Raw genomic sequence first — 24285 nt, forward strand, 5'->3', positions numbered from 1 at the left:
TTGTTGAAATACTAAAGAATTCGGACTATAGTATATAACAATACAAATTTAACGGGGTGATGAAAGTGAGCAAAAAAGATCTTAGAATCAAAAGTAAAGTAATCAGCGACGATATGAAACGAATGCCTAACCGCGCCATGCTTCGTGCGGTTGGACTTCAGGATGAGGACTTTCAGAAGCCGATGATCGGCATCGCCTCTACATGGAGTGAGGTCACTCCTTGTAATATACATATTGATAAGCTTGCAGAGCTGTCTAAAAAAGGTGTTAATACGGCTGGCGGAGCGGGAATGATTTTTGGCACGATTACCGTTTCTGACGGGATTTCAATGGGAACTGAGGGTATGCGCTACTCTCTTCCAAGCCGTGAAGTCATTGCAGACTCGATTGAAACCGTTGTGGGAGCTGAGAATTTAGATGCATTTGTTGCAATCGGCGGCTGTGATAAAAACATGCCGGGCTGCATGATCGCCATTGCGCGTGCAGAGGTGCCGGCTGTTTTCGTATACGGCGGCACAATTAAACCTGGCAGATTAAACGATAAAGATATTGATATTGTTTCTGCATTTGAAGGTGTAGGCAAATTTAATAATGGTGATATTGACAGTGATGGATTGCACCAGATTGAATGTCATGCGTGTCCTGGTGCGGGATCATGCGGAGGTATGTATACTGCAAATACGATGGCATCAGCCATTGAAGCAATGGGTATGAGTCTCCCTGGAAGTTCATCCAACCCTGCTGAATCAGAATATAAGCAAACTGATTGCTATGAAGCGGGCCAAGCTGTTTACCGCATGCTTGAACAAGACATTTATCCAAAAGATATTATGACGAAAAAAGCATTTGAAAATGCCATCACAGTTGTCATGGCTCTTGGGGGATCTACAAATGCCATTCTTCATCTTATGGCAATTGCCCATTCCATTGATGTAGATTTATCACTTGAGGATTTTGAGCGTATTCAAAGAACCGTACCTCACATCTCAGATCTTAAGCCAAGCGGAAAATACGTGATGCAGGATCTTCACGAAGCCGGCGGTGTGCCTGCCGTAATGAAGCTGTTGCTTGAACATGGCTTGCTGCACGGAGACTGTTTAACGGTAACAGGCAAAACAATTGAAGAAAATCTTAGAGAGCAGGAAGGCCTGAGAGAAGGTCAAAAAGTCATTTATCCGCTTGAGAAGGCATTGAGAAAAGATGGACCTCTTGTTATTTTAAAAGGAAATTTATCTCCAAGCGGAGCCGTTGCCAAGGTTTCTGGCCTGAAAGTAACGAAGATGACAGGTCCTGCAAAAGTGTTCGATACAGAAGAGGAAGCTACAGAAGCTGTTTTAACAAATGAAGTTGTTGCAGGCGACGTCCTGATTATTCGCTACGAAGGGCCAAAGGGCGGTCCGGGAATGCCTGAGATGCTGTCTCTTTCCTCTATCATTGTAGGAAAAGGATTAGGAGAGAGTGTTGCCCTTCTGACAGATGGACGCTTCTCTGGAGGCACTCATGGCCTTGTAGTAGGCCACATCACTCCTGAAGCTCAAGTAGGCGGACCGATTGCTCTTGTGCAGTCAGGCGACTTAATTACGGTTGACAGTGATAACCGCGAGCTTCGTCTTCACGTTTCAGACGAAGAACTGGCAGAAAGAAGACTTACATGGTCTGCTCCGCCGCTTCGCAAACGCGGAGTGTTAGGGAAGTATGCTAGAACGGTTTCCTGTGCATCTCAAGGAGCAGTCACAGATGCATTTGAAGATGTAAAAGAACCGCAGAAAACACACTGAGGCTCGGTTGTTGAATTGTCATTCCTCCTGTAGTATTCTTTTACTACATGCGGATGTTTAGGAGGAATGACTATGTCAATGGCATATGAGGAATACATGCGTCAAATGGTGAAGCCAATGCGTGCTGAACTGACAAACGCCGGATTTAACGAATTAACCACGGAAGATGAAGTAAAAGAATTTATGGAATCTGCTGAAGGAACAACATTGGTTGTTGTGAATTCTGTCTGCGGATGTGCAGCGGGACTTGCAAGACCGGCTGCCACACAGGCTGTTATGCAGGCTGAGCATGCACCGGCAAATCTTGTTACAGTTTTCGCTGGACAGGATAAAGAAGCTACAGCTGCGATGAGAGAGTACTTTGAAGGCCATGAACCTTCATCTCCTTCAATGGCATTGCTTAAAGGAAAAGGTGTCGTTCACTTTATTCCGCGCCACGAAATTGAAGGCAGCTCAATCGAACATATTATGGATAATCTGCTGCATGCATTTGAAGCTAATAAATAATGGAAAGGATGCCTGATAGGGCATCCTTTTTTATAAAGGTTTTTTCGTAAACTTTGTTGCTTTTAGACTAAATGTTATAAACCTAAGTGCCTGTAGCGGAAAAGAACGGACAACATATATAATCAAAAACAACAATCCATGCGAAAACAGCCTTTATGAATGAAGTAAGATACGGAGTGAAAGACTTTGATTGTAACAACAGCAGGCAGGACAAATCCCGGCATGATTAAACTGGCAGAAGAAATTTCTTTAGATTTAAAAGCTGAATATAAGGCCCGCAAGAAACGTTCTGTTGATAAAATGAAGGAAGAATATCATTCTGATGTGCTTGTAGTAGGGCAAAATCGGCTTGAACTACATGAGGCAGGTACCTCGGATCCTTTTTTCTTTCATCCAAATTCAGCTATGTTCCGTTTGAAACGATTGAAAAAAGGGGAGAGCGATCCTTTGATTTTTGCTGCAGATTTAAGAAAAGGTGACCGGTTTTTAGATTGTACACTTGGACTTGGATCAGACAGCATTATAGCTAGCTATGCAGCGGGTGAGACAGGGAAAGTTACGGCTGCAGAAGCGAATCATCTTGTGGCATATCTTGTGGAAAAAGGACTAAGCAAATGGGAAACAGGAATTGCCGAATTTGATAAAAGCATGCGCAGAATACAAGTTGTGGGAATGAATCATGCTGACTACTTGCGTTCTTTAGACACAAACTCATATGATGTTGTTTATTTTGATCCAATGTTTGAGGAGCAAATAGAAGAATCACATGGGATAGAGCACTTAAGATCCCTGAGTGTGCAAGATCCTTTATCAAAAGAAATTTTGAAGGAAGCAAAACGTGTAGCAAAAAAAAGAGTCGTTTTAAAAAATCATTGGAAAAGTTCCTCATTTGAAGCACTTGGCTTTCATGTTTATAAACGAAAATCAGCAAAATTCCATTTTGGTGTGATAGAAATAACAGATTCGTGAAAAATAGGATGAGGAGGTGCTCATCTAATGTCAAAACGAAAAAGCGACCCATCAAAATCACAGCTTGGTTCTCCGGAAGTAGAAGGTCAGGGAACAACAGTCAGGGAAACTGGCCGCAAGCAGTCTTCAGCAAATAAAAAGCAAAAACAATAAGCAGTAAAAAAACTCATGGCGGGCGCCATGAGTTTTTTTAATCGGTTATTTCTGCGAAAATAAAATATGCCAGAGTCACGAATGATGCAATAATAAACACTGATTCAAAACCCATTTTGATTCACTCCAGTAGTGTGAAAGTATTTTATTTCCAACATCTCCTTTAGTGTAAACTTTTTCATCTTTTTTTAAAACCCTTTTGAGGCAATGGATTTTCTTTTTTGCGAAAAATTTCTATAAATTTAGAATTTATCCATGATAGAATAATATTATAATAGGAAGACTGGGAGGAAGACATAACATGATGAACAAATGGATGCGGAAAACGCTTGTCATCTTATTTACAATTGCAACCTTCGGAATGGTTGCTCCTCCAGCTGCCCTCACAGTCGAGGAACATTCCTCTGAAGATTCTACCGCTAAATTAACGAACTCAGACAAACATTTCTTCACCGATGAAACCGCTTACTGGCAACAGCCCAAAGAGAACAGCCTATCAACTTTTGTAGCAGCTGCCGAGGTTCAATCCTTTCAAAAATTCGGAGACAAAATCGGAACCGTCATAGAGGATGAATTCAGACAGATCATTCTTCCGCAGATGGAAGAAGCGATTAAACAATATGTTGATGAGCACTCTGATGAAGATATCAGGGATTTGGCAATTTCAAAAAAACCTGCAGACGGAAAAGGCGAGAAAATTTTTCACTTATACAATAAACAAACGGGACAGGATGTCCTTAGATTTCATGTCCGCCGCGATCATCCGCCAAAGCAGGGATATTGGTTTAACTTTCACTATCACACACACCATGATTCATTTCAAAAGCATCACGAACTTGGCAGCATCTACTGGAACCAGAATATGCCGCCGAATTGGATGACACATTAAAGGGGTGCAATGTCCATTGAGCAAATACACAATCGATGAAATGGTGAAAACAACGAAAGAAATGCTGAATGACAGGGGTGTTACATTAGAGGATATCGCTGATATTGTGATGACACTTCAGCGAAAGTACATCCCTAATATTACGCTTGAAGATTGTGTGGAAAATGTAGAGAAGGTTCTAAATAAACGGGAGATTGTACATGCCGTTCTAACAGGCCTGGCACTTGATCAGCTTGCTGAACAGAAACTGCTGCCGCAGCCGCTTCAGCATCTTGTTGAAACAGATGAACCTCTTTATGGCATTGATGAAATTATTCCGCTTTCCATCGTTAATGTATACGGCTCTATCGGCTTGACCAATTTCGGTTATTTGGATAAAGAAAAATTCGGCATTATCAAAGCTCTGGATGAACACAGCGGAAATCGTGTGAATACATTTCTTGATGATCTTGTTGCAGCGCTTGCAGCTGCAGCAGCAAGCAGGATGGCACATCGGGCCAGAGATATTGCAGATGGCAGACAAACACAGGCAACAGTATAAAGATTCAATTGCATGAAGACATTTCATGCGTTTTTTTTTTGCTTTCATATGAAACTTTTCCTCCGCCCAAACGTATAGGCATATGGAGGAAATCGAATAAAGATGTATATTTAATGACGAAACATCAAAATACTTAACAAGCAATCTTTTATTCAGTATAATGAAAAAGTTAACGTAATATTTAGGAGGAAATGGTAGATGTCAATTTTGCAAGGAATGCTTGACACGTACGCACAATTTTTCAATTGGGAAATGTGGGGACAAGTTCTTACAGATCCGGTTTCATGGGGACTTATTGGTACATTAGTTATTCTCGAAGGCTTATTATCAGCAGATAATGCTCTTGTACTGGCTGTAATGGTAAAACATTTACCTGAAAAACAGCGGAAAAAAGCTTTATTCTATGGATTACTTGGAGCATACATCTTCCGTTTCATCGCAATCGGTGTCGGTGTATTCTTAATTAAACTATGGTGGGTTAAGATTTTAGGTGCAGCATATCTTGCTTGGCTTGCTGTGAAATATTTCATGGATAAATCAAAAGAAAATGCTGAAGGTGAAGAGGAGCACGAAGGTATTAACAAAAAAGGCCTTCTTATCCGTCTTTTCGGTACATTCTGGGGAACAGTTGTTGCAGTTGAATTAATGGATATTGCATTCTCTGTAGACAGCGTTCTTGCAGCATTCGGCGTTAGTGAGCAGGTATGGGTTCTTCTTCTTGGAGGAGTTCTAGGTGTTCTTATGATGCGCGGAGTTGCAGGGGTTTTCCTTAAATTGATTGACAAAGTTCCTGAACTTGAAACAACTGCTTACATCTTAATTGCACTTATCGCAGTGAAAATGGGATTAAGTGTCGCTCACATTCATATCGAGCATTCCGTATTCTTCATCATCATTCTAGTGATGTTCGCAGGTACATTTGCTCTTAATTATTACCGTAAAAAAACTAGTCACAGCAACAGCACTGGCGTTTAATCCGTCAGCATAAAAAGCCGCAGCCTGCGGCTTTTTTTTGTCTTCTTTTTCTAAAGGATCCCCCTAAAATACAAATAAAAAATGGATATCAGTCCGATTGATGTCAGTCCGTCTAAAACCATATAGCTTTTAAGCGTCATAACTTCAATTACTTCTTGAGTCAGCTGCTGCCGCTGTCTATAAGGAATATTCCTGTTAATTAACATCCTCATGTTTTTCACCCAATTTCCATGATAATTTCCATCATATGGTGAAGTTGGCATAAAAGTTACAGGGTCTAATGTCTATTCGGCAAAAAATCAATATGTTACTATTTTCATATATATATTGTTCGAAACAGTCAGAAAATCCTTCTAGGAGTTATACATATATGACAAAAATCAAGCTGCTTGTTCTCATTATTTCGCTCTCGGCGATGTTTTCAATCTATCAATATGTTTTTGCAGATGTTCCGTCAGGCAGTCTTCTTGAAGATCATCCGCTTTCTTCTAAAGTATCGCTCTCATCCGGCTCAGCGCTTAATAAAATGGTTTACTTACCGGATCAGCCCTTTTCAGAGCAGGCTGCAGAAGATATGGTGAACCATATAAATCAAGTTCATCCTGTTATTTTGGAAAAAGCATGGCAGCACAACGTGACGATCAAACTATTTACAGGGAAGCTGACTGATGAAGAGGGCCTTGAGCATTTATCAGGACAGACTCCCCGGGGCTATTTGGCGAAATCAGATTGGGACAGGGTTCCTGGAATGACAGAAGATAACAGAGTCTTTGTCAAAATCGGCCACAGTCAATATGGCATGGGACATGGATCGGTATCGCTTGAGCTTCATGAGTTTGCACACGCCGCTGATCGGAATGTATTTTCAAACATAAGAAACAATCCTTTTTACTTGAATATATGGAAGCAGGAGGCAGGATTGCTTTTTCCGGGAAAAACATATTTTGAACGTTTTCCTGAAGAATATTTTGCAGAGATTTTTGCGATGTATTATTTGAATGAAAAAACAAGAGGTGAGCTGCGTGAAAATGCTCCGCTATCCTATCGATTTATTTCCAAACTTCACAAAACGGTAGAAAACGAGTGAAACTTCCTATACAATTATCTCTAGTATCTAAACGAAGGAAGTGTCTTTAAATGAAGCAATATTTGGATTTATGCAAGCATGTGCTCGAATCAGGATCCGTGAAAGAAGACCGGACAGGAACTGGAACAATCAGCACATTCGGATATCAAATGAGATTTGATTTAAAAGAAGGATTTCCTCTTTTGACAACGAAAAAGCTTCACTTGAAGTCAATCATACATGAACTAATCTGGTTTTTGCGGGGAGATACGAACGTAAAATACCTTCAGGAAAATGGAGTGCGCATTTGGAATGAATGGGCCGATGAAAATGGCGAGCTTGGTCCTGTTTATGGACATCAGTGGCGCTCATGGGCAGGGGCTGATGGTGAGACGGTTGACCAAATTGCAAAGCTGATTGACCAGATTAAAAACAATCCAGATTCACGCAGACTTATTGTCAGTGCATGGAATCCTGCAGATGTCGATAAAATGGCACTGCCGCCGTGTCATTGTTTTTTTCAATTTTACGTAGCTGACGGCAAGCTGTCCTGTCAGCTTTATCAGCGCTCTGCAGACGTTTTCCTTGGTGTTCCATTTAATATTGCATCCTATGCTCTGTTAACGCTGATGGTAGCCCATGTGACGGATTTAGAGCCTGGTGAGTTTGTTCATACATTTGGTGATGTGCATATTTATAAAAATCATCTTGAGCAAGTAGACCTTCAGTTAACACGCGATGTGCGAAAGCTTCCAAAAATGAAACTGAATCCTGCTGTAAAATCCATTTTTGATTTCACATATGAAGATTTCACTTTGGAAGGCTATGATCCTCATCCTCATATAAAGGGAGCGGTCAGTGTATGATTTCCATGATTGTGGCAATGGATAAAAACCAATTGATCGGGCGCAACAATGACCTTCCTTGGCGGATTCCGGCAGATCTTGCTTATTTCAAGAAGGTTACGATGGGGCATCCGATATTAATGGGAAGAAAAACGTTTGAATCAATCGGAAAACCTCTGCCCGGCAGAGAGAATATCGTCCTTACAAGAAATAAGCAGTATTCACAAGAGGGAGTCAAAGTCATTCATTCTTTGGATGAAGTGCTTGTAAATGAAGCTTATGCAGATCAAAATCTCTTTATCATCGGCGGAGCTGAAATTTTTAAAGAGTGTCTGCATTCAGCGGACAGACTGTATGTGACGAAAATAGATGAAACGTTTGAGGGAGATACTTATTTTCCTGAGTTTAAAGAAGATCAATACAAAATCATTCATCGGGAAAAAGGTCCAAAAGATGAAAAAAATCCGTATGACTATGAATTTATCGTTTATGAAAAATAGAAGATGCAATCACTGGTCTCTCGTTTGACGAGAGGCTTTTCTTACGCACAGCTGGGGGAAGAACCACATGTTGAGAATGTTATTTACCGTTATTTACGGAATTGGATTTTTAATTTACAGTTTGCCGACTTTAAAAAGGGTCAAGAAAATAGACCCAAGGCTATCTGTGCAAAAGAAAGATGAAGCCGTCCATGAGCTACCGAAAAACTGGGCAAGGTCACTCGTTCGTTCCTCCGGCTCAACTGTTAGTGTAAAAGGGGAAGAAAACATGCCGGCAGGGCCAGTCCTTATTGTCAGCAATCATCAGAGCAATTTCGATATTCCGGTGCTGATGAGTTCTCTGAAGAAGCCTGCAGGCTTTTTATCTAAAGTGGAAGTAAAAAAGATGCCGTTTCTTCCACAGTGGATGGAAGTGATGAACTGTGTGTTTGTTGACCGCAAAAACAGAAGACAGGCAGTGCTTTCTTTAAAAGATGGCGCAGAAAAATTAAAAGCAGGACATTCCCTGATTATTTTTCCGGAGGGCACAAGAAGCAAAGGAGAAGAGTTGGCCGAATTCAAAACAGGTGCCTTGCGCATGGCAGCGGGCGCAGGCGTCCCAATCGTTCCTGTTGCTATCGACGGGACCTATAATATCATGGAAAAGCACGGCGGCTGGAGGTTTAAATCTTCAAACGTCAAAGTAACAGTGTGCAAGCCATTTTTGGCAGAAGATTATACAGGGAAAGATTTAAAGAAAACGGCTGAAGAATTAAGGCTTACGATCGTAAAAAAACTCTCAGGAGGCTAAGCCTCTGAGAGTTTTTTTGTTTATCTTATATAAATGGTACATCTGGTACATAGAACAGAACACAGAAAAACATGGCTGCACTGCCGGCTAATACAAAGCCGTGCCAGATGGCGTGATGATAGGGGATTCTTCGCCATACATAGAAAACCGCTCCAATCGTATACAGCAGTCCTCCAGTGAGCAGAAGCGCAAATCCCTCAGGACTTAAAAAGGCATACAGCGGTTTAATGGCGATAATAATCAGCCAGCCCATCAAGATATAGGCGAGAGTTGATAAAATAACAAATTTCTTAACGAAAAAAATTTTCAGCACGATTCCTGCGATTGCAAGTCCCCAAACTATACCAAGCAGGGTAAAACCCAGTGTTCCCCTTAGAGGCACAAGCAGAAATGGTGTATATGTGCCTGCAATCAGCAAATAGATGGCGGAATGATCCAGAATTTCAAAAACATCCTTTGCCTTGCGGTGAGGAATGGCATGCAGCAAGGTTGAAAAGAGATATAAAAGAATCATCGTTGCGCCAAAGATTGAAAAGCTGACAATATGCCAGGCGTCACCATATTTAGAGGCAAAAATAATCAGATAAACCAATGCCGGTATACTGAGCAGGACACCGATCCCATGTGTTATCGCATTTGCAATTTCTTCTTTAATCGAGTATTCCATTTTGCGCTGCCTCCTTTTGAATTGTTTGCAGATTTTCGGTTAAGGACTGAAGAAAATCAAGGCCTTCAATGGTTATTTTCGTTCCGGCCCGTCCCCGCCCTTTTGTCACATAATCATTCTTCTCGAGAAAATCGAGTCTATGCCTTACCTGCTGAGGGGTTAGGGGATGACGTGAATTCTTGCTGCTGTCAGAGATCATTCTCCTGCTTGCAGGCTCCCCGTCTTCATTGCTTGATCGGATGGATTCCAGAATAAAATGATACTCTTGTTTATCCATAAGAGTCAGCGGCTTATCCTTTTGATTTTTAGGGTCTTTTTTCTGTTTGGCAGGCTCCTCCATCATAAACGGCTCTTTAGGAAGATCGTGCAGCTGGATGGAACGGCCATCACAGACTGTAAGTAAATAATCCATTGTATTTTTAAGTTCCAGCACATTTCCAGGCCATTGGTAGTTTGTGAGAATGTCCAATACCTTTTTATCCATGCGGATGTCCTGGCTCCGCTGTTTAATAAATGAAGCGGACAGGATTGGAATGTCGCTGCTGCGTTCGTTTAAAGACGGCAATGTCAGCTTTAATACGTTAAGATAATAGTAGAAGTCTTCCCGCAGTCTGCCTTCTTCAATTAAAGACGTTAATTGTACAGCAGATGATGCAATGATTCGGACGTCCACTGTGACGGACTTGGATGAGCCAATTTTCTGCACTTGTTTATCCTGCAGAACCCGAAGCAATTGCGCCTGAAGTCTGATGCTCAGGCTTGAAATTTCTTTTAGAAAAACAGTTCCGCCACCTGCTTCTTCAAATAGTCCTTGTTTATGATCATCCTCATTGCCGAAAAGCTCATATTCAAGGGCATCTTCTGAATATGTACTGCAGTTAATAGCCGCAAACGGCTTCTCTGACCTTTCAGACTCATGATGAATGGCGTTTGCGAACAACTGTTTACCACTTCCGGTCGGTCCTTCTATAATAATCGGCAAATTTGCTTTTGCGAGCTTTTTGGCTAGAAATTTTTTTTCAATAATAAGTGGATGCTCACCAATAATATCCTCAAAAGATACATGTTTTACGATAATTTTCAGCTCCTTGAATGTTTAATTGGGTTTATTATAACACCCAAACACAACTAAATGGAACCAATAAGATTATTTTTTTAATAAGTTTCTTTTCTTAAACTGTGTTGCTATTAGACTAAATGTTAAAAAACTTGAGTGGATTGTGGCGGATAAACTTGACTCCTGCGGGAAATAGCGCAAAATGGGAAACCCCACAGGCAACGCCGAGGAGGCACCCAGCCGGACCGCGGAAAGCAAGTTCCTCTCGCTGCAAGGAACGGACAACATTTATCATATAAAACAACAATCTATGCGAAACAGCAAAAGAAAAAAAAGAGACTAATAAGGAAAGCATCAATCCCTTTTCAATTGCTCCAATAATCTCAGAAACTGAGAGGGGTTTTCAAACTGTTCCTCTGACCAATTTTCTCTAATCCACTGAGTTAATTCATGTGCTGAATTAAAAACCTCACCGCTTGTATCCTCTTTTCTGATCATAAAACGCCCGTTGTCTTCATCTGCTACGACAAGACACGGAAGCGCTCCGCCGGCAGACTTTAGTTCGAATTCCATAAGAATAACCTCCAATGTTAAGAAATTATGAGAATTTTTTAATAAAAACTTTTAATTTCGAATATTCATGATATAATGTTCCAATTAAATCATTGATGCAGAAAGGATTTTACCGATGAAACAAATGATGAATCTTGAACCAGCCCTTCATGTGGCAGACATCTTAAAGGCGCACCATTTGTTGAAAGATGTTGTTATTCACACACCTCTTCAAAAAGATGAACGCCTTTCTGAAAAATATGAGTGCAATGTTTATTTGAAAAGGGAAGATCTTCAGATTGTCCGTTCTTTCAAGTTGAGAGGCGCCTATAACAAAATTAAACAGCTGACGAAAGAAGAAACCGTTAATGGTATTGTTTGTGCCAGCGCCGGGAATCATGCGCAGGGTGTGGCCTATTCCTGCAAGCAACTGAATATCCACGGCAAAATCTTTATGCCATCCACAACCCCAAGGCAAAAAGTTTCTCAGGTAGAGCTTTTCGGACGAGGACATGTAGAAATCATTCTAACGGGCGATACATTTGATGATTCATACAAAAAGGCAAGAGAATGCAGTGAATCCGAGGAAAGGGCCTTTATTCATCCATTTGATGATTTAGAGGTTATCGCGGGGCAGGGAACGATTGCGATTGAAATTTTGAATGACTGCGATGCAGAGCTTGATTACGTGTTTGCAAGTATTGGGGGAGGCGGACTGATTTCAGGCATCGGAACTTATTTTAAACAAGTTTCCCCAGGCACAAAGATCATTGGCGTCGAACCTGAGGGCGCCCCGTCGTTTGCGGAATCGATTACAGCAGGCGAAGTAGTAGAGCTCGACAATATTGATAAATTTGTGGACGGAGCAGCAGTGAAGAGGATTGGAGATCACAATTTTTCAATCTGCAGACAGACAGTGGATGATCATATCCTTGTACCAGAGGGAAAAGTTTGCACCACCATTTTAAGCCTGTACAATGAGAATGCAATTGTTGCCGAGCCTGCAGGTGCTCTTCCAATCGCAGCACTTGATTTTTATAGAGACGAAATCAAGGGTAAAAATATTGTCTGCATTGTGAGCGGAGGAAATAATGACATAGGCCGTATGCAGGAAATGAAAGAGCGCTCGCTGATGTACGAAGGCCTGCAGCACTATTTTATTGTGAATTTTCCGCAGCGTGCAGGCGCCCTAAGAGAATTTCTCGATGAAGTGCTTGGCCCGAACGATGACATTTCCAGATTTGAATATACGAAAAAGAATAATCGCGACAGCGGTCCTGCATTTGTCGGAATTGAGCTCAAAAACAAAGAGGACTACACGGGCTTGCTGAATAGAATGCAGCGAAAAGGTTTTCCATTTACTGAAGTAAAAAAAGACAGCAGTCTATTTCATCTTTTCATCTAACTTAAGATAAAATTTTAGCCGTGGGTGACACAATTAGACAGACTTCTGCATATGGTTGGGTTATAATATAAGAAACGGGTGAAAAAGAGGATTGATAACTTGTTATTCAAGAGCCTAGAGTTCAAGCTGTTAAATGGACATAAGGTAAAAATCACAGATATTCCAGTATTGGAGGAAGATAATCAATACCGATTTCTCGTTCAAATCCGCCTGCAGACCTTTTTATCAAAAATCACCTCACAGAAGCATCCAAATGGTGTCTATTCGTTCAGGGATTACTTAAAAAAATCAATAAAGTGGCCAGATTATGAAGCCATTTATCAACCAGTCATTTTAAAACATAACGCATAGCACGCAGGAAGACCGCATAAACAATGGCGGTCTTTTCTTTGTTTAAATGAGAATAAAATATCCATTTTATTTAAAAGCTAAAAATGGGTTTTCTATAAGAATTGAAAGCAAATAAGATTGAAACATCTTTAATTGAGGGTATAATACAAAATAGTTAGTTAGATTAATAGGGAAGTGATACCGTTGACAAAGGTTAAAATTGTGACTGACTCCACAGGAGATCTTAGTCATGAGATGATTGAAAAATACGATATTAAAGTAGTTCCGCTGACGATCGTCATCGACAATGAGTCGTACCTTGACCGTGTGGATATAGAACCGGAAGAATTCATTAAAAAGATGAAAGATGCGGACGAGCTTCCGAAAAGCTCGCAGCCGCCAGCTGGAAAGTTTGCAGAAGTGTATGATGAACTAGGTGCAGACGGCAGCAGTATTATTTCTATACATATGACAGGGGGCATGAGCGGCACCGTTCGTTCAGCCGAAAGTGCAGCGGGTATGACTGATGCGGATGTTACGGTCATCGACTCCATGTTTATCTCAAGAGCACTTGCTTTTCAAGTGATTGAAGCCGCAAAAATGGCCCAGGCGGGTGCCTCCAAACAGGAAATCCTCGACAGGATTGAACACATCCGCAAAAACAGCCAGCTTTTCGTCACGGTTGATACGCTTGATAACCTTGTTAAAGGCGGAAGAATTGGCAGAGGAAAAGCGATGATTGGCTCCCTTCTTAATATCAAACCGATTGCGTCACTTGCGGATGGTGTCTACACACCTGTTACAAAAGTGCGCAGCCACTCACAAATTGTGAAATTTCTGGCCAAGCAGTTTGCAGAAGATGTGAAAAACAAAACAGTAAAAGCGGTTGGCATTGCGCATGCAGATTCCCTGGCGCTTGCAACAAATCTGAAAAATGCCCTGCTTGAAATGAATGCAGACTACCCGATTGATATTTGCTATACAACACCTGTAATTTCAACACATACAGGTCCAGGTGCTATAGGATTTATGTATTTTGCAGAATAGGATTGAAAAACGCATGGAGAAATCCATGTGTTTTTTTTAAAGCGTCTTTTTTGAAATCGAAGGAAATATAACCGAAATCATGGAATTAATTTTGAATGTACGGAATAAAGAGTAGCCGGGGAGTTTCGGTACCATCACCTTATTATGAAATAATTGCAGAAAATTGAAACTTTTTAACGTGGATCCTGTATATATTATTAAAAAGAATCTTATAAAGCAGGCAGGAAGAACTAATGTTATTTCCTTTCTGCTTTTTTCTATAGGGTCTTTTCATAACTTTGTTATTTTTAGACTCCATGTTACAAACAATAAGTGGAGCGGAAAGGAACGGACAACATTAATATTCCAAAACAATAATTATGCGAAAACAGACTTTCTGGACAGCCCCGTTTTTTTTTTGCTTAAACCTCAGGTACCTTCGTTTCTGTTGGTTCAGCGTAACCCTCTTTATACTGCTCATCAATCATATCGCGGACATCTTTCATTGACATGCCTTTTTCATGTTCAATTATAGCTTTTGCTGCAATTTCAAGGCACACACCGCATTTTGTACCGTGATCATCCCAGATGATGGCTCCGTTTTCTTTGCGTTCTTTAATAAAACAATTTCCATTATCTTTGTGTCCGGCTGATTCACCGCACCCGCAGTAGCATGGCATGTAGCTTAATAGCTCTTCATGCTCGGCAGCTGCCTTATACAGGGTTTTGATTTCATCAGGCTGTTCATTAAGAAAGGAGGGGAGGACAGATGCTGATTTCGTTTCTTCCTGAATATCCCCATTATTATTAAAGGAAGCGTGGCCGCCGTGTTCGTGTTTTTCTTCACTGCTGCCGGTTTCCTGACATCCTGTAAGTAAAACAGAACCTGCCAAAAATGCTGTCATGACGAATTGAACGCTTATTTTCAAAGGAATTCACCTGCTTTAGTTAGATACTCATACTCTATCATATCTGACCGCTTCAACAATTGAACAATTTATGAATTCCCATCACATATAGATATAAAAAGGGGTGTGGGGATGGCTGCTAAAAAGGTTCTGTTCTTTGGTGATTTCGGCGTGGATGATATCGTTGCTTTGATGTACAGCTATTATGATGATGAAACAGAAGTGATTGGCATTGTTGCGGATTATGGAAATGTATCCAAGCAGACAGCCATAAACAGCGCACGATACTTTACAATGCTTACGAAGACAAGCAATATTCCAATTATCGGCGGGGCAGCAAGACCGCTTACTGGTGAAAATCCTGTTTACTATCCTGAGGTGCATGGTGAACAGGGGCTGGGTCCGATTGTTCCTGAGATTGAAGCTTCCCAAGGTGATTTTGAAAATTTTGAGCTGATCCGCAGCCTTATCATTCAGTACAATTATGATGTAACCATTGTAAATGTTGGCCGCTTGACATCTCTTGCCACTGCTTTTGTTTTATTTCCGACAGTGCTTGGGAAGGTTAAAAGGATTTTTGTCATGGGAGGGGCCTTTCTTTATCCGGGAAATGTATCACCGGTTGCCGAAGCAAATTTTTACGGCGATCCAGCTGCAGCAAATTTGGTGATGACCATCGCAAAACGAGTCACCATTTTTCCGCTGAACGTCACCAATTATGCGATCATACCTGATGAGGTGATTAGCGATTTAGACCAGTTTTATCAGGAAAACAACGATAAAGTGGGAAAACTTCTTAAACCGATGATTGATTTTTATACAAATTTTTATAAAAAAAATACGCCGGAAATTGCGGGAGGACCTCTCCATGACCTGCTGACTCTTTGGGCTGCAGTGAGAGAAAATCAAATCACATTTGTAGAAAAACCTGTGAAAATTATCCTTGAATCTGAATTTGCGAGGGGGCAGAGTATAGCAGACTTCAGACCTTATAAAACACTTGCTGATTACCCCATTCACCGAATTGCGGTTAAATTTAATTATGACGCTTTTCTGGCTGATTTTATAAAGGTCATGAAGGGCGGATAAATGTGTCGATCTGTTGAACGGTGAAACCACTTTCAAGCATATGCTTCCCATTCCTTTAATGTTTTGTTAAACTTTTCATATTGGATTAAAAGGAAAGGTGACACCTTCAATGAAAAAACACTACATACTATTATTTGTACTGGCTATTACTCTTTTAACAGGATGCGGATCAAGCGGAATTAAAGGTGCGCTTAATTATGAAATTGATGATTTTTCCTACATAAATCAGGATGGGAAAACGGTCGGTTTAACTGACCTAAAAGGGGAAGTATGGATAGCTAATTTTATTTTTACAAGCTGTGATACGGTTTGCCCGCCAATGACAGCGCATATGACAGAATTGCAGAAACAGCTGAAAGATGAGGGATTAGATGTGCGTCTAGTATCCTTCAGTGTAGATCCCGAGGTTGACACGCCTGAAAAATTAAAGGAATTTGCAGGCAGATACCCTTTATCTTTTGAAAATTGGGATTTTCTGACTGGGTATTCTCAGAAGGAAATCGACAATTTTGCTAAAAGCAGCTTCAAAACAATCGTTCAGAAGCCTGAAGGACAGGATCAAGTCATTCACGGCACGCTGTTTTATTTAATTGATCAGAACGGCAAGGTTATGAAAGACTATGATGGAGTAGAAAATGTAGCTTATGATGAAATTATTGAAGATGTAAAAAAAATAAAATGATAAAAAAATCCGCTGCTTGCGGATTTTTTTATGTCTCGCGAATGAAAAGTTCAGCAATATTAAACCACTCGTTTTTCGCTGTAACTGTACGCAATTACATGATATAATCATAGGCTAAAACAACGGTGAAAGGGGATGATGATGATTCGAAGCCTGTTTATTTTGTTTTTGGGATTATTGATGCTGTTCTCCGGCTGTGATGCTTTATCAGGAAAACCTGCTGATGTGGCTTCAAAACCGGTTAATAATAGAGAGTATCTGATGAAGGAACCCATCCCCAAAAACTTTGTTCCCAGTAATTTAAATGTAGTTGCTATAGGGGATTCATTAACAGCTGGAGTAGGCGATGCCGATAATAACGGCGGCTATGTCGGCGATGTCAGTGATCTGCTGCAGCGGGAAGAAAACATTTCGTCTGTTGATGTGTCTAATTTTGGAGTAAGAGGTCATAAAACGACCGATTTAATAAAAGTTCTGGGGAAAGAAAAAGTCATTGAAAAATTGAGAGATGCCGACATCATTTTGATGACCATCGGCGGAAATGATATTATGAAGGTTACACGCAATCATATTATGAATCTTGAACTTGAACCATACCGCAAGGAACAGCCTCTGTTTGAAAAACGGTTTAAAAAAATCATGGATACAGTCCGAACAGCAAATCCTGATGCAGTCATCGTTTATACAGGCTTATATAACCCTTTTAAATTTATGCTTCCTGAGCTCAGTGAAATTGATACGATTGTGGAAGAATGGAACCAGGCTTCAAATCGTATTATTATGAAAGACGGCAACGCCATATTCGTTCCGACGGAAGACCTTTTTTCTTCTAAATCGGTTGGGAAACTTCTTTATATTGATGAGTTTCATCCGAGTGAAACAGGGTATTCATTAATAGCAGACAGGGTATATTCAAGTCTCTCAGACTAGATTTAAAAAGATTGGATGATTACTGAATGAGAAAATGGAAAATAGCCTTTATTGTTTTACTCAGCTTAAACCTTATCTTTCTGCTCTTTCTTATCGTATCGCCGTTTTTGCCTGCTGAACGGCCGAAAACGGAGACTGCGGAGCTGACACGCTCAGATACAATTCCTTTTACTGTGAGTTCCTCTAAAAAAGATCTCAATATGCTTATTAATTATTACCTGGTTAAAGAAGCAAAAGCAAAAGAGCTGAATTATCGGGTTGAGCTTGAAGAAGAAGTGAATTTATACGGAACCGTAAAAGCCTTCAATAAAGACGTTGATCTTACTCTTTCCTTTGATCCCAAAGTGAAAGAAGACGGCAACATGCTGCTGAAGGTGAAGCGATTATCTATTGGCCGCCTGCCAATACCAGTACCATACGTCATGAGCTATATTAAAAAGACTTATCCATTGCCGGATTATGTGTACATTGATCCGAAGAATGAAAGCATTGATGTTCAAATTACGGAGCTTAAATTTAAAAACAACCTCCGCGCAAAAGCGGAATCATTTGATCTGAAAAATGATGATATTAAATTCAAACTTTATGTTCCGATGGATATTCAAAATTGAGCACGTTTAAAACACCATATTCTTCTGTGAATATGGTGTTTTATTTTTCCTGAAAATGATTCAAAAGACACCGTACCCAAAATATCCGGCCTCAAAAATGATTGATCATGGGAACTTCGTTTTCCAAGCAAACCTTTTCACAATGGCGTTCATTTAAAAGATAGGAAATAAGTCATATATTCAGTGATTTCAGCAGGTTTATTCAGAGTAGATGGATCAAAATGAAGCATGTATACTAGGAAAAGATTTAGTCGAAATTAGGCGGTTTAGGACCTGCTGGCAAAGGAGGCAGCCCTCATGAAATGTCATTATTGCGGTGAAAAAGAGATTGAAAAATTCTCAAACTACTGTCCGCATTGCGGAAAAAGATTATTTATGGATGACAGAGAACGGAAACACTATCGTTTATCTAAACGCTCATTATACATACTTCCAGCGGCAAGCTTAGCTTTGGTAACAGGTCTATTATTTGCTGCAAACGAACTCGAAGCTGCGAAAAATGAAAAAGTAGTCACGCTTCAAAAAAAGACGGAGCAAGCAGCTTTAGCAGGGGAATACAGGAAAGCCCTTCATTATGCTGAACAGGGCATCGAAATAAGAAATGATTATGATGTTCTGAAACAGGAAAAAGAGCTGATCGTGCAGATGCAAGGTTATCAACAGGATTTAGAACAAATAAAAAAGCATATTCAAAATAGCAACTACGAGAAAGCCTCTAAAGAGATTGATCTTTTAACGAGAATCATCAGCGGGCATTCATCCCCGCTATACAGCCTGCTGCAGTCTGAACTCATCAAAGCAGATATGAATGTAACGGTTGGAGAAATCAAAGAACAAATAAATGAACTGAATTCAATCGAACAGCTGGCTGAAAAACTCAAAGAAATTACTGTACTTGACGCAGCTGAAGCGGACATTGTGAAAAATCAAATCAAATCCAAAATGGTCATGATCGGGTCATCGAATGCAGAAGAAGATTTATCTCAAAAGCAATTCAACTCAGCCATAGTAACAGTGGATAAAGTATTGCAGTATGATGGGGACAATGAAAAGCTTTTATCACTAAAAGATAAAATTATTTCTGAGAAAACGGCATTCGAACAAGCTGAACAAAAAAGAATTGAGAAAGCAGTTACAGCGGCTAAAGAAGAAAAAAGGCTAAAAGAAGAGACAGTAAAGGTACAAGAAACGAAAGTGACAGTTGATGAATTTGGAGATGCAAAAACTGCTGGAAAAATAAAAAACATCTCTAAATCTGCGATTCACTCTATAACCGTACAATTCACCGTTTCAACAAAAGAGGGGCAAGAGATTGAAAGAGGCAAAACAAACGTCTATCCTAATGAATTGAAGCCTGGAAAAGAAGCAGAATTTGAACACATTACATATGGCGTCAATGAAGAAGTTACATTTACGATTGAAAATATTTCATGGTACCAAAGCTAATTGTTTTTTAAACAATATTGAAATGTATCAAAGAAAGGCAGGATTATGAAAAAAAACTGGCTGATCAGCATTACAATGTCTATTCTAATTATCACAGCAGGGATTTTAGGCTTCTTGCACATTCAGAAATCTGCAGCAGAAGATGTTTTTGCTGAATCTGAAATACTCCATGAAAATAAGGATAATCAGGAGGAGACTGAACTTGATTTAAAAGAAATCATCAGAGAAGCTCAAAAAAAGGTTGTCATGGTAGAGCTTGAAGATGGAACAGTGGGCTCCGGGTTTCTCTATAACAATAAGGGAGACATTATCACAAACGCGCATGTCGTCGCAGGTGTCAAAGATGTTAAAGTCAGAACCACGGATGCAAAAGGATTTGACGGGAAAGTGATTGGCATCAGCACTGAGACAGATGTTGCATTAGTGAGAGCAGAGGGATTAAAGAATCAGGAGCCTTTGCAAGTATCGAAGGATCATGATGCAGAGCTTGGGCAGGAAATATTGGCGCTTGGAAGTCCGCTTGGGTTTCAGAATACGGTTACTACAGGGATTATCAGTGGAACAAATCGTGATTTTGACCTGCCGCCCTACAAGTATTCAGGAGTCCATCAAATTTCTGCCCCTATTGCACCCGGAAACAGCGGGGGGCCACTTTTAGATAGGAAAAATGGACAAGTCATCGGAATGAATTCTGCCAGAATGGAAGAAGGAGAGATCGGATTCAGCATACCTATAGAAGATATCCTCCCTCTAGCAGAAAGCTGGTCTCAAAATCCGATGAAATCTCTTCCTGCTAATCTGGGTCTTGACGATTCAGAGAAAATCAGTGAAAATAAAAAGTTAGAAACAGCTGATTATTTAATCAGCTACTACATAGAAAGCCTTGACTTCCAAGACTATGTAACGGCCTATTCATTAATAGGGAGCAGCTGGCAGTCTGAAATGTCATATGAAGCCTTCAGAAATCAGTATAAAGATCAATTATCTATTAAAATAAAGGATCTCAAAACGGAAAAAAAAGGTGAAAAGATTCTAGTAAATGCAGACATTATCACTGAGGTAAAACAAAACGGCAAAAAAGCTGAGCAGAAATATAGAGCTTCTTATACAGTGGCATATGAAAATGAACAGGCCAAGATTATCGAAGAAAAGAAAAACTGAAGAGGTGATGTGAATGAAAGACGTATTTATGCTATTTAGTGTGGCAGGTTTGTTGATTTCCATGTACTTTGGCGGAATTGCTTATTTTGCGTATGTAGAGGAAAAAACGGATGAAGTATTTATGAATGTTTCTTATTGCGCGGTATTTTTGAGTGCAGCCGTTTATTCTCTTCATTTAAAAGATGAAAAGAAAAGACAGAAAAACAGTTGATATATTGCAAAGAGGAGGCGGGATGCCTCCTTTTTGTATACCATTTTATTATTGGCCTTCTTCAGTTTCTTCTTCAGCGCCATCTTCTTCAGGTGCTTCTTCTGTTGTTGTTTCTTCTTCAGTACCCTCTTCAGTAGTTTCTTCTTCTGTACCTTCTGTTTCTTCCATGTTGTCTTCTTCAGGTGCATCCGTTTCTGTGTCGTTACAAGCAGTCATTAATGAAATTGCCAATAAAGAAGCCCCAACTTTTAATAGCATATCTTTTTTCATTTTCTTTTTCCTCCCTTGTAACCTATCTGAATGAGATTTTTTAACCTGCATGTCTGCTGGTCAAACTCATCATAATCGATTTTTGGAGGGAAAATGTCATTTTTACGAAAACCGAACATGCTTTTTACATTAGCTTATTAATTTTACAATTTGTTAAAAATTAGCTGCTTTATCCAATGGCTGTCAAAACTTCCAGCTGAGGAGTGCCATTTGCAAATCCAACAGCAAAAATCGTATAGGATGTATCTGCTTTAAATTGGACTTTTGGAACCGTCAGGACGACATTATCTGTTCCGGCCACACGAACTTCCAAATCCACTTTTCCCGGAGTCACTTTTATGTTTTTGGTCGCTTCGAGGAATGGAACATCTTTAAAGAGGATGTCGCCATTTTTAACAGCAATGTCAACTGAAGGAGCATCAGGAGATAAGTGGACAAATTTCACACTGGCTTCTCCTGCAGGCACGAACGTTCGGTCAACAAATGGAATCAGTCTTAAGGAAGAGAGGTTTCCTGCAGCTGCAATCGTGTATGTGATCCCTGGAAGAAGCATATACATGTCAGACAGAACAGGGCGGTTTGTTGTTCCGGCAGCATATATATCCACCCGGTATTGACCAGCCGGCAATTGGAGATAGTCGCTGATTTCCTTGTATTTCACATTTTGCAGGGTCAGTTTCCCGTTAACGTAAATATCCACAGCCGGTGCGTCAGGCGATGCATGAATCACTCTGACTCTTGACATTCCGGGCTCCAATTGAGTCTGCGGCAAACGCGGTGCCTGGTATTGCATGCTGTAGATCCATTTTTGCATCGCATTTAAATGTTTCTGATAATACATGACATGCTTTTGAGGATCGCTGTACTTGTAAAATTGCGCAAGCATATCGTACATCATGGCTTTTTCAGCATATTTATTCATCTCATTCATATTAGCGCACTCCCATCTATTCATTCGTCATTAACATATGAGAGGGGATGGGTGAATGTCACAAGTTTTTCATTTGAAATAATCCATGTTTTAACAAACAGCAAGTAGGGTACGTTACTCTTGAGGTCTAAATCTGGAGGAATTGAAAATGGAGCATTATGATCAAAACGTTGGAGAAGTCACACTTTCTTATTCAGATGAGGGAGCCGGACATTGTATAGTTTTGCTGCACGGCTTTTGCGGGAGCCGCGAATACTTTCAAAAAATCATTCCGGAACTGTCGAAAAAATATCGCGTGATTGCTGTAGACTTAAGAGGTCATGGACATTCAAGCACAGCCAAAGGTGATTACAGGATTGAACACATGGCAGATGATCTTGCAAAATTGATTCAAGTTCTCGAAATTGAAAAAGTGACCATGATCGGCCACTCACTGGGATGATATGTAACCCTTGCTTTTGCAAACAGGTTCTCAGATATGCTCCACTCATTCTCGCTTCTGCATTCAACTGCACTTCCTGATGATGAAGGCGGAAAAGCTAATCGCGTAAAGGGTATCAAGCGAATTGAGCAAGAAGGAATAGAAGGATTTATTGAAGATTTAATTCCAAAGCTATTTGCGCCCGGAAATTTAGAGAAATTAAAGGGTGAAGTGGAGTCAGCAAAACAAATCGGCTTTAAAACCTCTGAGTACGGAGCAATTGGAGCATTAGAGGCAATGAAAAACCGGGCTGATCTGCAAGAGGTCCTTAAAAAAGAAGAACTGCCCATTCTGCTTATAGCAGGCAGAGATGATCAAATTATCCCTGCGGAAAAAACCTTTTTACATAAAGGAAATCATATTACTGAACGTGTGCTTGAAAACAGCGGACATATGGGGATGCTTGAGGAACCTGGACAATTAACGGAAATCATCTTTGAATTCCTCGGGAAAAACGGCAAGCAATAAACGATTAAAACGGGTGCTAAATTGATGTTTAAATTAGTACCTGTTTTTTGTGTTTTTTTAAAGACTTAATGCTTTTTGGGGTGGTGAAGTTTTATGGATTAGCTGTATGACGTTTGGGGTACTTGCTGGACTTTTTGAGTATTTTAGAGAGACCTAAACCAGATGGAACAAGTATGGGTACTCAAGTGCGCTATTTGATTCCCCAAAAACCGGGAGAAAGCAAAATTGAGGAATCAAACACCTACTATGATTCCACAAAACCGGGAGAAAGCAAAATTAAGGAATCAAACAGCCACTTTGATTCCCAAAAGCCGGAAGAAAGCAAAATTGAGGAATCAAACAGCCACTTTGATTCCCCAAAAACCGGGAGAAAGCAAAATTGAGGAATCAAACAGCTACTTTGATTCCCCAAAAACCGGGAGAAAGCAAAATTGAGGAATCAAACAGCCACTATGATTCCCCATAAACCATGAGAAAGCAAAATTGAGGAATCAAACAGCCACTTTGATTAAACAAAATTGAGGAATCAAACAGCCACTATGATTCCCCAAAAGCCGGAAGAAAACAAAATTGAGGAATCAAACAGCTACTTTGATTCCCCAGAATCCAGAAAACAGCCAGATTAAGTACTTAGTCGAACTCTATGATTGAAGTTGTCTTTGTCGCTACCAAGAAAAAAGTTAATAAAATAAAAAAACGCCTAGGATCACTAAGCGTTTTCTACTGGTTTATTATATGAATTTTTTTCTTCAAATAAATCTAAGAATTTTGATTCAATTGGGCAAGTTTCACAAACGTGAGTTCATCTTCAATTAATCCGCACGCGCCGCATTGCACTTTGTAATGCGGGCCTTTATAGGCTATATGAAAAGGATCGAGTGCTTCTTGAGAAAATTCCTGAACAACGCTTCCGGTTTGAGGATCAAGCTTGACGGACTTTGGCGTCTGTTCGATTAAATTAAACCTGGTTCGATTTGTCTTGCAGTTTGGACACAGATAAGGTGCAGTCATAGAGAAACCTCCTCTCATTATAGGGGTATTTTTTCC

Annotated in this window: 32 protein-coding genes; 24 read left to right on the plus strand and 8 right to left on the minus strand. The window is 40.2% G+C overall.

The window, feature by feature from the left end; all coding sequences use genetic code 11:
* Positions 1-65 precede the first annotated feature (65 nt).
* The 7 genes from ilvD (at position 66) to GJU41_RS17790 (ending at position 5812) form a co-directional block, all read left to right on the plus strand.
* Complete coding sequence (gene ilvD / locus GJU41_RS17760; protein WP_224771465.1) at positions 66-1778, plus strand: dihydroxy-acid dehydratase; 1713 nt, start codon at positions 66-68, stop codon at positions 1776-1778.
* Positions 1779-1850: 72 nt separating this feature from the next.
* Positions 1851-2285, plus strand: a complete 435-nt coding sequence (locus GJU41_RS17765) for a BrxA/BrxB family bacilliredoxin (protein WP_070877886.1) — start codon at positions 1851-1853, stop codon at positions 2283-2285.
* Positions 2286-2471: 186 nt separating this feature from the next.
* Positions 2472-3254: a class I SAM-dependent methyltransferase gene (locus GJU41_RS17770; RefSeq protein ID WP_154319184.1), complete on the plus strand. Its 783-nt coding sequence runs from the start codon at positions 2472-2474 to the stop codon at positions 3252-3254.
* A 27-nt stretch (positions 3255-3281) separates the two neighbouring features.
* A complete protein-coding gene (locus GJU41_RS17775) occupies positions 3282-3407 on the plus strand; it encodes a YuzL family protein (RefSeq protein WP_154319185.1) in 126 nt (41 codons plus the stop codon).
* Positions 3408-3711: 304 nt separating this feature from the next.
* Positions 3712-4296, plus strand: a complete 585-nt coding sequence (locus GJU41_RS17780) for a YpjP family protein (protein WP_154319219.1) — start codon at positions 3712-3714, stop codon at positions 4294-4296.
* 16 nt (positions 4297-4312) lie between these two features.
* Entirely contained in the window at positions 4313-4837 is a 525-nt protein-coding gene (locus GJU41_RS17785) for a phosphatidylglycerophosphatase A family protein (protein ID WP_070877888.1), read from the plus strand.
* 198 nt (positions 4838-5035) lie between these two features.
* A complete protein-coding gene (locus tag GJU41_RS17790; protein ID WP_070877889.1) occupies positions 5036-5812 on the plus strand; it encodes a TerC family protein in 777 nt (258 codons plus the stop codon).
* 50 nt (positions 5813-5862) lie between these two features.
* On the opposite strand, the gene GJU41_RS17795 is transcribed toward GJU41_RS17790, so the two are convergent.
* On the minus strand, positions 5863-6024 hold the full coding sequence (locus GJU41_RS17795) for a hypothetical protein (protein WP_154319186.1): 162 nt from the start codon (positions 6022-6024) through the stop codon (positions 5863-5865).
* Positions 6025-6182: 158 nt separating this feature from the next.
* Between GJU41_RS17795 and GJU41_RS17800 the strand changes: the two genes are divergently transcribed.
* The 4 genes from GJU41_RS17800 to GJU41_RS17815 all read left to right on the plus strand — a co-directional run bounded on the left by GJU41_RS17800 (position 6183) and on the right by GJU41_RS17815 (position 9013).
* Positions 6183-6899, plus strand: a complete 717-nt coding sequence (locus GJU41_RS17800; protein WP_154319187.1) for an anthrax toxin lethal factor-related metalloendopeptidase — start codon at positions 6183-6185, stop codon at positions 6897-6899.
* Between the two features lie 50 nt (positions 6900-6949).
* A complete protein-coding gene (locus GJU41_RS17805) occupies positions 6950-7744 on the plus strand; it encodes a thymidylate synthase (RefSeq protein WP_070877891.1) in 795 nt (264 codons plus the stop codon).
* Entirely contained in the window at positions 7741-8223 is a 483-nt protein-coding gene (locus GJU41_RS17810) for a dihydrofolate reductase (protein WP_070877892.1), read from the plus strand. The genes GJU41_RS17805 and GJU41_RS17810 overlap by 4 nt, the downstream gene beginning before the upstream one ends.
* Before the next feature lie 67 nt (positions 8224-8290).
* On the plus strand, positions 8291-9013 hold the full coding sequence (locus tag GJU41_RS17815) for a lysophospholipid acyltransferase family protein (RefSeq protein WP_154319188.1): 723 nt from the start codon (positions 8291-8293) through the stop codon (positions 9011-9013).
* Positions 9014-9038: 25 nt separating this feature from the next.
* On the opposite strand, the gene trhA is transcribed toward GJU41_RS17815, so the two are convergent.
* From trhA to GJU41_RS17830, 3 genes are all read right to left on the minus strand, one after another.
* Positions 9039-9680 carry a PAQR family membrane homeostasis protein TrhA gene (gene trhA / locus GJU41_RS17820; RefSeq protein WP_070877894.1) on the minus strand — a complete coding sequence of 214 codons (642 nt, stop codon included), beginning with the start codon at positions 9678-9680 and terminating at the stop codon, positions 9039-9041.
* On the minus strand, positions 9664-10764 hold the full coding sequence (locus GJU41_RS17825; RefSeq protein WP_154319189.1) for a sigma 54-interacting transcriptional regulator: 1101 nt from the start codon (positions 10762-10764) through the stop codon (positions 9664-9666). The genes trhA and GJU41_RS17825 overlap by 17 nt, the downstream gene beginning before the upstream one ends.
* A gap of 327 nt (positions 10765-11091) precedes the next feature.
* Positions 11092-11310 (minus strand): hypothetical protein, encoded by a 219-nt coding sequence (locus GJU41_RS17830; RefSeq protein WP_154319190.1) that lies wholly within the window; start codon positions 11308-11310, stop codon positions 11092-11094.
* A 115-nt stretch (positions 11311-11425) separates the two neighbouring features.
* Here GJU41_RS17830 and ilvA point away from each other — a divergent pair, with 115 nt between their 5' ends.
* From ilvA to GJU41_RS17845, 3 genes are all read left to right on the plus strand, one after another.
* On the plus strand, positions 11426-12694 hold the full coding sequence (gene ilvA, locus GJU41_RS17835; protein WP_154319191.1) for a threonine ammonia-lyase IlvA: 1269 nt from the start codon (positions 11426-11428) through the stop codon (positions 12692-12694).
* Positions 12695-12793: 99 nt separating this feature from the next.
* Positions 12794-13045, plus strand: a complete 252-nt coding sequence (locus GJU41_RS17840; RefSeq protein WP_154319192.1) for a DUF2535 family protein — start codon at positions 12794-12796, stop codon at positions 13043-13045.
* Between the two features lie 183 nt (positions 13046-13228).
* Complete coding sequence (locus GJU41_RS17845; RefSeq protein ID WP_154319193.1) at positions 13229-14071, plus strand: DegV family protein; 843 nt, start codon at positions 13229-13231, stop codon at positions 14069-14071.
* Positions 14072-14472: 401 nt separating this feature from the next.
* Here GJU41_RS17845 and GJU41_RS17850 read toward each other — a convergent pair whose 3' ends face one another.
* Positions 14473-14955 (minus strand): PCYCGC motif-containing (lipo)protein, encoded by a 483-nt coding sequence (locus tag GJU41_RS17850; RefSeq protein WP_154319220.1) that lies wholly within the window; start codon positions 14953-14955, stop codon positions 14473-14475.
* 135 nt (positions 14956-15090) lie between these two features.
* Here GJU41_RS17850 and GJU41_RS17855 point away from each other — a divergent pair, with 135 nt between their 5' ends.
* From GJU41_RS17855 to ypmT, 7 genes are all read left to right on the plus strand, one after another.
* Positions 15091-16047 carry a nucleoside hydrolase gene (locus GJU41_RS17855; protein ID WP_154319194.1) on the plus strand — a complete coding sequence of 319 codons (957 nt, stop codon included), beginning with the start codon at positions 15091-15093 and terminating at the stop codon, positions 16045-16047.
* Between the two features lie 109 nt (positions 16048-16156).
* On the plus strand, positions 16157-16729 hold the full coding sequence (locus GJU41_RS17860; RefSeq protein ID WP_154319195.1) for an SCO family protein: 573 nt from the start codon (positions 16157-16159) through the stop codon (positions 16727-16729).
* A gap of 135 nt (positions 16730-16864) precedes the next feature.
* On the plus strand, positions 16865-17659 hold the full coding sequence (locus GJU41_RS17865; RefSeq protein WP_154319196.1) for an SGNH/GDSL hydrolase family protein: 795 nt from the start codon (positions 16865-16867) through the stop codon (positions 17657-17659).
* A gap of 26 nt (positions 17660-17685) precedes the next feature.
* Positions 17686-18270, plus strand: a complete 585-nt coding sequence (locus tag GJU41_RS17870) for a YpmS family protein (protein WP_070877902.1) — start codon at positions 17686-17688, stop codon at positions 18268-18270.
* 297 nt (positions 18271-18567) lie between these two features.
* A complete protein-coding gene (locus GJU41_RS17875) occupies positions 18568-19716 on the plus strand; it encodes an FxLYD domain-containing protein (protein WP_154319197.1) in 1149 nt (382 codons plus the stop codon).
* Positions 19717-19761: 45 nt separating this feature from the next.
* Entirely contained in the window at positions 19762-20877 is a 1116-nt protein-coding gene (locus tag GJU41_RS17880) for a S1C family serine protease (protein ID WP_154319198.1), read from the plus strand.
* A 13-nt stretch (positions 20878-20890) separates the two neighbouring features.
* On the plus strand, positions 20891-21088 hold the full coding sequence (gene ypmT, locus GJU41_RS17885) for a protein YpmT (protein ID WP_070877905.1): 198 nt from the start codon (positions 20891-20893) through the stop codon (positions 21086-21088).
* Between the two features lie 48 nt (positions 21089-21136).
* On the opposite strand, the gene GJU41_RS17890 is transcribed toward ypmT, so the two are convergent.
* Together GJU41_RS17890 and GJU41_RS17895 are read right to left on the minus strand one after the other, a co-directional pair.
* Complete coding sequence (locus tag GJU41_RS17890; RefSeq protein ID WP_070877906.1) at positions 21137-21358, minus strand: hypothetical protein; 222 nt, start codon at positions 21356-21358, stop codon at positions 21137-21139.
* 169 nt (positions 21359-21527) lie between these two features.
* Positions 21528-22289, minus strand: coding sequence for a DUF4397 domain-containing protein (locus tag GJU41_RS17895; RefSeq protein ID WP_070877907.1), 762 nt, complete (start codon positions 22287-22289; stop codon positions 21528-21530).
* 148 nt (positions 22290-22437) lie between these two features.
* Here GJU41_RS17895 and GJU41_RS25435 point away from each other — a divergent pair, with 148 nt between their 5' ends.
* From GJU41_RS25435 to GJU41_RS17905, 3 genes are all read left to right on the plus strand, one after another.
* Positions 22438-22731: an alpha/beta fold hydrolase gene (locus tag GJU41_RS25435; protein WP_318185831.1), complete on the plus strand. Its 294-nt coding sequence runs from the start codon at positions 22438-22440 to the stop codon at positions 22729-22731.
* 36 nt (positions 22732-22767) lie between these two features.
* Positions 22768-23238, plus strand: coding sequence for an alpha/beta fold hydrolase (locus GJU41_RS25440; protein ID WP_318185830.1), 471 nt, complete (start codon positions 22768-22770; stop codon positions 23236-23238).
* A gap of 173 nt (positions 23239-23411) precedes the next feature.
* Entirely contained in the window at positions 23412-23621 is a 210-nt protein-coding gene (locus GJU41_RS17905; protein WP_154319199.1) for a hypothetical protein, read from the plus strand.
* 376 nt (positions 23622-23997) lie between these two features.
* On the opposite strand, the gene GJU41_RS17910 is transcribed toward GJU41_RS17905, so the two are convergent.
* A complete protein-coding gene (locus GJU41_RS17910) occupies positions 23998-24249 on the minus strand; it encodes a DNA alkylation repair protein (RefSeq protein ID WP_070877911.1) in 252 nt (83 codons plus the stop codon).
* Positions 24250-24285 lie beyond the last annotated feature (36 nt).

Source organism: Metabacillus idriensis, assembly GCF_009674765.1.
Taxonomy (GTDB): Bacteria; Bacillota; Bacilli; order Bacillales; family Bacillaceae; genus Bacillus_P; species Bacillus_P idriensis.

Coding starts and splice junctions, on each gene's coding strand:
- GJU41_RS17765 (WP_070877886.1), top strand. CDS start 1,851: ATGTCAATGGCATATGAGGAATACATGCGTCAAATGGTGAAGCCAATG.
- GJU41_RS17775 (WP_154319185.1), top strand. CDS start 3,282: ATGTCAAAACGAAAAAGCGACCCATCAAAATCACAGCTTGGTTCTCCG.
- GJU41_RS17780 (WP_154319219.1), top strand. CDS start 3,712: ATGAACAAATGGATGCGGAAAACGCTTGTCATCTTATTTACAATTGCA.
- GJU41_RS17790 (WP_070877889.1), top strand. CDS start 5,036: ATGTCAATTTTGCAAGGAATGCTTGACACGTACGCACAATTTTTCAAT.
- GJU41_RS17795 (WP_154319186.1), bottom strand. CDS start 6,024: ATGAGGATGTTAATTAACAGGAATATTCCTTATAGACAGCGGCAGCAG.
- GJU41_RS17800 (WP_154319187.1), top strand. CDS start 6,183: ATGACAAAAATCAAGCTGCTTGTTCTCATTATTTCGCTCTCGGCGATG.
- GJU41_RS17805 (WP_070877891.1), top strand. CDS start 6,950: ATGAAGCAATATTTGGATTTATGCAAGCATGTGCTCGAATCAGGATCC.
- GJU41_RS17810 (WP_070877892.1), top strand. CDS start 7,741: ATGATTTCCATGATTGTGGCAATGGATAAAAACCAATTGATCGGGCGC.
- GJU41_RS17815 (WP_154319188.1), top strand. CDS start 8,291: ATGTTGAGAATGTTATTTACCGTTATTTACGGAATTGGATTTTTAATT.
- trhA (WP_070877894.1), bottom strand. CDS start 9,680: ATGGAATACTCGATTAAAGAAGAAATTGCAAATGCGATAACACATGGG.
- GJU41_RS17830 (WP_154319190.1), bottom strand. CDS start 11,310: ATGGAATTCGAACTAAAGTCTGCCGGCGGAGCGCTTCCGTGTCTTGTC.
- ilvA (WP_154319191.1), top strand. CDS start 11,426: ATGAAACAAATGATGAATCTTGAACCAGCCCTTCATGTGGCAGACATC.
- GJU41_RS17850 (WP_154319220.1), bottom strand. CDS start 14,955: ATGACAGCATTTTTGGCAGGTTCTGTTTTACTTACAGGATGTCAGGAA.
- GJU41_RS17855 (WP_154319194.1), top strand. CDS start 15,091: ATGGCTGCTAAAAAGGTTCTGTTCTTTGGTGATTTCGGCGTGGATGAT.
- GJU41_RS17860 (WP_154319195.1), top strand. CDS start 16,157: ATGAAAAAACACTACATACTATTATTTGTACTGGCTATTACTCTTTTA.
- GJU41_RS17865 (WP_154319196.1), top strand. CDS start 16,865: ATGATGATGATTCGAAGCCTGTTTATTTTGTTTTTGGGATTATTGATG.
- GJU41_RS17870 (WP_070877902.1), top strand. CDS start 17,686: ATGAGAAAATGGAAAATAGCCTTTATTGTTTTACTCAGCTTAAACCTT.
- GJU41_RS17875 (WP_154319197.1), top strand. CDS start 18,568: ATGAAATGTCATTATTGCGGTGAAAAAGAGATTGAAAAATTCTCAAAC.
- GJU41_RS17880 (WP_154319198.1), top strand. CDS start 19,762: ATGAAAAAAAACTGGCTGATCAGCATTACAATGTCTATTCTAATTATC.
- ypmT (WP_070877905.1), top strand. CDS start 20,891: ATGAAAGACGTATTTATGCTATTTAGTGTGGCAGGTTTGTTGATTTCC.
- GJU41_RS17890 (WP_070877906.1), bottom strand. CDS start 21,358: ATGAAAAAAGATATGCTATTAAAAGTTGGGGCTTCTTTATTGGCAATT.
- GJU41_RS17895 (WP_070877907.1), bottom strand. CDS start 22,289: ATGAATGAGATGAATAAATATGCTGAAAAAGCCATGATGTACGATATG.
- GJU41_RS25435 (WP_318185831.1), top strand. CDS start 22,438: ATGGAGCATTATGATCAAAACGTTGGAGAAGTCACACTTTCTTATTCA.
- GJU41_RS25440 (WP_318185830.1), top strand. CDS start 22,768: ATGCTCCACTCATTCTCGCTTCTGCATTCAACTGCACTTCCTGATGAT.
- GJU41_RS17905 (WP_154319199.1), top strand. CDS start 23,412: ATGGGTACTCAAGTGCGCTATTTGATTCCCCAAAAACCGGGAGAAAGC.
- GJU41_RS17910 (WP_070877911.1), bottom strand. CDS start 24,249: ATGACTGCACCTTATCTGTGTCCAAACTGCAAGACAAATCGAACCAGG.